The following is a 2997-nucleotide window of genomic DNA, read 5'->3' on the forward strand; positions in this document are numbered from 1 at the left end:
TTATATTTTCTTACCTGCTAAACCTGAATTGGTTCGTGGTTAAGTCCTCGACCGATTAGTACTCGTCCGCTCCGTACATTACTGCACTTCCACTTCGAGCCTATCTACCTGATCGTCTTTCAGGGGTCTTACTCACTTGCGTGATGGGAAATCTTATCTTGAAGCTGGCTTCGCGCTTAGATGCTTTCAGCGCTTATCCATCCCGCACATAGCTACCCAGCGATGCTCCTGGCGGAACAACTGGTACACCAGCGGTGCGTCCATCCCGGTCCTCTCGTACTAAGGATAGCTCTTCTCAAATTTCCTGCGCCCGCGACGGATAGGGACCGAACTGTCTCACGACGTTCTGAACCCAGCTCGCGTACCGCTTTAATGGGCGAACAGCCCAACCCTTGGGACCGACTTCAGCCCCAGGATGCGATGAGCCGACATCGAGGTGCCAAACCTCCCCGTCGATGTGAACTCTTGGGGGAGATAAGCCTGTTATCCCCAGGGTAGCTTTTATCCGTTGAGCGATGGCCCTTCCATGCGGTACCACCGGATCACTAAGCCCGACTTTCGTCCCTGCTCGACTTGTAGGTCTCGCAGTCAAGCTCCCTTATGCCTTTGCACTCTGCGAATGATTTCCAACCATTCTGAGGGAACCTTTGGGCGCCTCCGTTACTTTTTAGGAGGCGACCGCCCCAGTCAAACTGCCCACCTGACACTGTCTCCCGTAGTCTATACGCGGGTTAGAGTGGTCATTCATCAAGGGTAGTATCCCACCAACGCCTCAAGCTAGACTGACGTCCAACTGTCAAAGGCTCCTACCTATCCTGTACATGATCAACAAACACTCAATATCAAGTTGCAGTGAAGCTCCATGGGGTCTTTCCGTCCTGTCGCGGGTAACCGGCATCTTCACCGGTACTATAATTTCACCGAGTCTCTCGTTGAGACAGTGCCCAAATCATTACGCCTTTCGTGCGGGTCGGAACTTACCCGACAAGGAATTTCGCTACCTTAGGACCGTTATAGTTACGGCCGCCGTTTACTGGGGCTTCAATTCGTACCTTCGCTTGCGCTAAGCACTCCTCTTAACCTTCCAGCACCGGGCAGGCGTCAGCCCTTATACGTCACCTTTCGGTTTTGCAAAGACCTGTGTTTTTGATAAACAGTTGCTTGGGCCTATTCACTGCGGCTGATGTTTCCATCAGCACCCCTTCTCCCGAAGTTACGGGGTCATTTTGCCGAGTTCCTTAACGAGAGTTCTCTCGCTCACCTTAGTGTTCTCCACTCGACTACCTGTGTCGGTTTGCGGTACGGGTTGATATACATTCGCTAGAAGCTTTTCTCGACAGTTTGATTACTCACCTTCGCTACTTAATTCGCTCCCGGTCACGACTCGTTTACTCGGATGTAAGCATTTGACTCACATCCAAACTTATCGCTTCGACACCCTATTCCATCAGGGTGCGTGAGGTCACCTCCTGTGTCCCTCCATCACTCAAACATGTATCTCAAGTACAGGAATCTCTACCTGTTGTCCATCGCCTATACCTATCGGCTTCAGCTTAGGTCCCGACTAACCCTGGGCGGACGAGCCTTCCCCAGGAAACCTTAGTCATTCGGTGGACGGGATTCTCACCCGTCTTGCGCTACTCATACCGGCATTCTCACTTCTATACGCTCCACAGCTCCTTACGGTACTGCTTCGCCGCCTATAGAACGCTCTCCTACCACTCAACCTATTGGTTGAATCCACAGCTTCGGTGTTCAGTTTAGCCCCGGTACATTTTCGGCGCAGGGTCACTCGACTAGTGAGCTATTACGCACTCTTTCAAGGATGGCTGCTTCTGAGCCAACCTCCTAGTTGTCTGTGCAACCCCACATCCTTTTCCACTTAACTGATACTTTGGGACCTTAGCTGGTGGTCTGGGCTGTTTCCCTTTCGACTACGGATCTTATCACTCGCAGTCTGACTCCCAGAGATGAGCAGATGGCATTCGGAGTTTATCTGGATTCAGTAAGACGTATGTCCCCCTAGTCCAAACAGTGCTCTACCTCCAACGCTCTCACTCTGAGGCTATACCTAAATATATTTCGGAGAGAACCAGCTATCTCCAAGTTCGATTGGAATTTCTCCGCTACCCACATGTCATCCAAACATTTTTCAACATGTCCTGGTTCGGTCCTCCAGTGCGTCTTACCGCACCTTCAACCTGCACATGGGTAGGTCACTTGGTTTCGGGTCGACGACATCTGACTCACGCCCTATTCAGACTCGCTTTCGCTACGGCTCCGCTTCTTCAGCTTAACCTTGCCAACTATCGTCACTCGCCGGTCCATTCTACAAAAGGTACGCCATCACCCATTAACGGGCTCTGACTACTTGTAAGCACACGGTTTCAGGTACTCTTTCACTCCCCTCCCGGGGTGCTTTTCACCTTTCCCTCACGGTACTTGTTCACTATCGGTCACTAGGGAGTATTTAGCCTTACCAGATGGTCCTGGCAGATTCCGACGGAATTTCTCGTGTTCCGCCGTACTCAGGATACTCTTAGGTATATAACGTGTTTCGTCTACGGGGCTCTCACCCTTTACAGCTGGCCTTCCCATGCCATTCGACTACACCTTATAAGTCCACTTTAGAGTCCTACAACCCCGACGTGCATGCACGTCGGTTTGGGCTCTTCCCGTTTCGCTCGCCGCTACTCAGGGAATCGATTTTTCTTTCTCTTCCTGCAGGTACTTAGATGTTTCAGTTCTCTGCGTCTACCTCACTTGCGTGTAACAGCCATTAGCTGTTGGGTTCCCCCATTCGGAAATCTCTGGATCTTAGCTTACTTACAGCTCCCCAAAGCATATCGGTGTTCGTCCCGTCCTTCATCGGCTCCTAGTGCCAAGGCATTCACCGTGCGCCCTTTGTTTCTTAACCACATATTTCTCGCGCTATTATTACTTTTTAACTCTGTATTTCTACAGACTCGGTCAATTCTTTGGTTTATGATTTAATTT

1 rRNA gene is annotated in these 2997 nt (G+C 50.8%); it reads right to left on the reverse strand.

Features of this window, described 5'->3' with window-relative positions:
* Positions 1-35 precede the first annotated feature (35 nt).
* Positions 36-2917, reverse strand: a 23S ribosomal RNA gene (locus ACEN33_RS11815).
* Positions 2918-2997 lie beyond the last annotated feature (80 nt).

The sequence above is a fragment of the Ruoffia sp. FAM 24228 genome, from assembly GCF_045528575.1.
GTDB classification, from domain to species: Bacteria; Bacillota; Bacilli; order Lactobacillales; family Aerococcaceae; genus Ruoffia; species Ruoffia halotolerans.